The following is a 4,892-nucleotide window of genomic DNA, read 5'->3' as shown; positions in this document are numbered from 1 at the left end:
TCTTCCTTATTAGAATTAACTAAATTCTTTTTATCTAAAGGCTTCATAAGATTTGTTTTTATGTTAAATTAAAATCTAAATATAATTTATATATAAATTGTAAATATAAAAAAAATTAATTTTAGAACAATATGTGATTGTATAATATATTTTTTTATCTATATAAATATTAAGAATTCTTATAAATATTCTTATCTTAAAAAAGAATTATAATTGTTTTAAATTTTAGTAGATGAATGGTTATGTTACAACAAACCCTGCTTTTAAAAAGGGATATAGAAAGATTATAAATTGCTTGTATATTTTTATGTAGGAAAAAGTTTAGAAGAAAAAATTACTCTGTCTCGTGATTTTCGGTATGGCCTTTATTAATAATTTTAATAGTCCCCCCTGTTGCACAGGGACATATTGAATTGTCTAATAAAATTTTAAATCCGTTTATCTCATCTTTTTGAGTTGTGTTGATCCAAGAAAGAGGAGCCGGTAAACAGGGACGATATCCACCGATAATGGGTTTTAGTTTGCATACTCCCATTGGATTTATATTGACATTTGAATCCTTATCCTGTTCCGTGGCGATGGCTTTATTTTCTATAAAGAAAAAATCTTGGCTTGTTACCTTTAATTCAGTGTTTGAAGTTCCTTGATTACATTGCAAAATGGCTTTCTCTGTTATTTTTTGTGGCATTTTATATACTATTATTTAACTATTTGTAGGTTTTATATATACCGGAAATTTTTTTATTCCCCTCTCCCTCTTTTCTTACTTTTCCGGTTTCTCCATCCATTACATAATGTAAGGGTAAAAAAGCCGGTGGTTCCCCTATTTTAGGAAAATTCTTTGGGTCTGTATTGGGAATTCCCTTAATTATGGTAATAATCCAATATTTCTCTTTATTCTGCTCTCCGAAAGATAGTTTAAACACAGCACGTCCCTCTTCATCTACCCGCCCCTCACCGGTTTTTAGGTTAATATAGCCTTTTTCTTGTAAAAATTCCAGTACCTGTTGGGGTTTAATTTTCCCGAACTTTAGGTCTTCATTTACCTCTTTGATTAAATTCCCTTTTTCATCATAATATCGGGAGATGCCTACTTTTACGTTTTCACCTATATAAGTTTCTCTCTTTTTTAAATTTCCATTAGCATAAAATTCTTTATACACAGTTAAAAAAGAAGGAGAAGATAATCTTTCATATTGAAATCCTTTTTTATCTTTAATAAATCCTATTGAAAATATTGTATTGCCATTAGGTAAAGTATATTCATCAGACCCTTTATTAGTTTTTTCATATATATCGAAATCAAATTTTTCTATCATGGTTGTATCCTTTTTATTGGGTTTACTTTCTTTATGTCCCTGCCCTTGACAGGAAAATAATATAAACCCTAAAAAAAGACAACAAAATCTGAAAATAACTATTCTTCTCATGATGGTATGATGCTTACTTACTACTCCTTATTCTTCTAATAAAAAATGACTTGGGGGAAATTTCCCTTTTTCTTCATTTTTTGTTAAGGATATATTATGTTTACGAGCATATTTTTCAAATTCTTTTTGCTCAAACACTTCCCATTCTTCTTGAGTATAGTCTTTCCCTTTATACGTTTTATATATACCGGAAGTTTTTTTGTTTTCCTCTCCCTCTTTTCTTACTTTTCCAGTTTCTCCATCCATTACATAATGTAAGGGTAAAAAAGCCGGTGGTTCCCCTATTTTAGGAAAATTCTTTGGGTCTGTATTGGGAATTCCCTTAATTATGGTAATAATCCAATATTTCTCTTTATTCTGCTCTCCGAAAGATAGTTTAAACACAGCACGTCCCTCTTCATCTACCCGCCCCTCACCGGTTTTTAGGTTAATATAGCCTTTTTCTTGTAAAAATTCCAGTACCTGTTGGGGTTTAATTTTCCCGAACTTTAGGTCTTCATTTACCTCTTTGATTAAATTCCCTTTTTCATCATAATATCGGGAGATGCCTACTTTTACGTTTTCACCTATATAAGTTTCTCTCTTTTTTAAATTTCCATTAGCATAAAATTCTTTATACACAGTTAAAAAAGAAGGAGAAGATAATCTTTCATATTGAAATCCTTTTTTATCTTTAATAAATCCTATTGAAAATATTGTATTGCCATTAGGTAAAGTATATTCATCAGACCCTTTATTAGTTTTTTCATATATATCGAAATCAAATTTTTCTATCATGGTTGTATCCTTTTTATTGGGTTTACTTTCTTTATGTCCCTGCCCTTGACAGGAAAATAATATAAACCCTAAAAAAAGACAACAAAATCTGAAAATAACTATTCTTCTCATGATGGTATGATGCTTACTTACTACTCCTTATTCTTCTAATAAAAAATGACTTGGGGGAAATTTCCCTTTTTCTTCATTTTTTGTTAAGGATATATTATGTTTACGAGCATATTTTTCAAATTCTTTTTGCTCAAACACTTCCCATTCTTCTTGAGTATAGTCTTTCCCTTTATACGTTTTATATATACCGGAAGTTTTTTTGTTTTGCATCATCTCTTTTCCTTTGTATAAATGACTTAATATATCTCCTGTTTTGGCATCTATATAGTAAATATTTTCAAATGTAGGTGGTGAAATAAAATTCTTAATAATCCAAACATCTTTATTTTCTAATTGCTTTAATTCTAGATTATTTTTATCTTTTTTTATAAAAGTAGCAGATAATTCACCATTAATCTTTTTAGTATTATCATTGTATAGATTTTCTTTTATTAAAAATGAAATTATATCCCTGTAACTTATGTTATTATACTTTTCATCTTCGTTTATTTCTCTTATAATTTCACCATTTTTATCAAACTCTTGTGTGATACCGATAGGATTAATATCTAAAAAATATAATGTCTTTCTTTTTATTTTACAATTTGGATAAAATTCTTTATACAATGAAAGTAAAGGATGATCTCTTAAAATAGTTACTTGTATATAGTCTGATTCATTGTCTTTAATTGATTTAAAATATTCCCCACCTGATTCTACCACTTTATTTCCCAAATTGTCTGTATAAATGAACTTTCCAAATTCGGCATCTTTATCAAACTTTTTCTTATTAAAAGTATCTGGTTTAATATTTAGCATTTTTAAATATTCTTGATATTGTATAGTATCCATATCTTGTATCTTTTTTGTAGAAGAAATTTTTAATATTTTATCTTTTTCATGCTTATGACATGAGTAGCATAAAAAATAAAAAGATAATAGTAAATAAATATAATTCATTTTAATGAGTATTTTTTAAGTTAGCATTTAGTTTAATCATTTGCCATCTAAATAGTGTCCTACCTTCTACCGGAGTTCTAGATTTCCCCTCAATATCTTGATTCCAATGACAGTAATCCATAATATTATCGGTTTGCTGTGCCTTATATGTAAATTCAGCTCTTTGTCCATCAAATGTATGTGGTAGCCCCATTGCATGCATAGTTTCGTGTGCAATAGTAGATTTATCATGTCCCTTAAAAAGCATTACATGATTACAATTTAAAGTAGGAGAATATCCTTGTGTAATTAATCCAGATTTAGAATTTGGATAATAAATATCTAAAAAATATAATTTATAATAATCTCTATATTTATCTTTATATATAAAATTAAGGCATTCGTCTAAATAATCTTCTAATTTCTTTTTATTATATTTCCCTGTGGTTCTTTCTATTCCATTCGCATTACAATATTCATTTTCAATAATAGATTGCATATTCATTCCTACATGTACAACCTTACCATTTTTAGGAAAAGTATATGCTTGCTTCAACCCTTGTAAAAAGAATAATTCTCCGCCAGATACAGCTGAACCTTGTATTTCTCTACCTCTAAATTTAGCTTTAATTTCTACAAAAACAATAGGTATATACTTATATCTAGTAGGATCATTTGCTAAAATTTTAAGTCTACCACATACTTCATTATCTGCAACTACTTCTATAATCTGGTCTTTCTTAAAGCTTTTAATACACTCTAATTCAAATTTATTATTTATGCTATAAATTTGATTATCATTCCTTATCTCTAAGTTTGAATTTTTAAAATTAAAATAATTAAAATCAGATTTTTGTTGTCTAACAAATAATTTTTTAGGTTTCTTATTTATTTCTATTTTTAGATTAAGCTTATGTTTTTCCCCTTTAAGCATAGTCATTATTGGCATGGGATCTAAATACGGATTTCCTTTTATTTTAGATTTCCACGGGATAATAATCGATTTATATGTTCTTAATATTTTATTATACATATTCCAATCTTGTTTAAAAAATATACTCCAAGAGTTCGTATTAGGAAAAACTGTTGTATAAGATAAATCAGTGTAATATTTTCCTATTATTTTTCCAAACCAGCTGGGATCTGAATTTAATCCACTATCCCCCATTCTAAACCAATCAAAACCATATTCTCCTTTCCAATTACCATGCGGTCTGAACATGACCAAACATTTAGCCTTTATTTCTTCCCGTTGGGGTTCATAGGAATTGCTTATATTGCTCAAAGAATTTTTAGTTTCCCCTTTCATTTCAGCTATACCTTGAGAATTTAAGGTAGCAAGCTCATCGGAATGTAAGAATAATTTTTGTCCTCCCTGCACAAAGGTTTCCGGACTTTCTATCTTGATTTGGTTTTCAGAATTTATTAAGGCCTTTCCTGCTTGCGTATGAAAATAATTGCTGATTAATTGCTGCATAAAAGGAGTTTTTATTGAAATTTTCTGCATAATATCATAGGTGGCCTGATTCCCTACTGTAAAATTTAGATTATTCCCTACATTAACCTTCATATCCTCTCCGGCTGTAAATTCAATGTCTTTAGGAGCATTCACTTTTATGTTTCCCTTACCATCCATAAACATTGTATTGCCACTGG

4 protein-coding genes and 1 pseudogene are annotated in these 4,892 nt (G+C 28.5%); all 5 read right to left on the bottom strand.

Going from position 1 to position 4,892, the window contains the following annotated elements:
• Nucleotides 1–334: 334 nt before the first annotated feature.
• Complete coding sequence (locus Q0T35_RS10985) at nt 335–688, bottom strand: DUF4280 domain-containing protein (RefSeq protein WP_295843115.1); 354 nt, start codon at nt 686–688, stop codon at nt 335–337.
• Nucleotides 689–707: 19 nt separating this feature from the next.
• On the bottom strand, nt 708–1,430 hold the full coding sequence (locus Q0T35_RS10980) for a hypothetical protein (RefSeq protein WP_295843113.1): 723 nt from the start codon (nt 1,428–1,430) through the stop codon (nt 708–710).
• Between the two features lie 27 nt (nt 1,431–1,457).
• A complete protein-coding gene (locus Q0T35_RS10975) occupies nt 1,458–2,318 on the bottom strand; it encodes a hypothetical protein (RefSeq protein ID WP_295843111.1) in 861 nt (286 codons plus the stop codon).
• Between the two features lie 27 nt (nt 2,319–2,345).
• Nucleotides 2,346–3,149 carry a hypothetical protein gene (locus Q0T35_RS10970; protein WP_295843110.1) on the bottom strand — a complete coding sequence of 268 codons (804 nt, stop codon included), beginning with the start codon at nt 3,147–3,149 and terminating at the stop codon, nt 2,346–2,348.
• A gap of 109 nt (nt 3,150–3,258) precedes the next feature.
• Nucleotides 3,259–4,892 (bottom strand): annotated as a pseudogene (locus tag Q0T35_RS10965) (hypothetical protein); the annotation flags it as partial.

This window comes from uncultured Apibacter sp., from assembly GCF_946479295.1.
In the GTDB taxonomy this organism is placed as follows: domain Bacteria; phylum Bacteroidota; class Bacteroidia; order Flavobacteriales; family Weeksellaceae; genus Apibacter.
The sequence above is the reverse complement of the archived record's forward strand: the minus strand, read 5'-3'. Positions and strand labels throughout refer to the sequence as shown.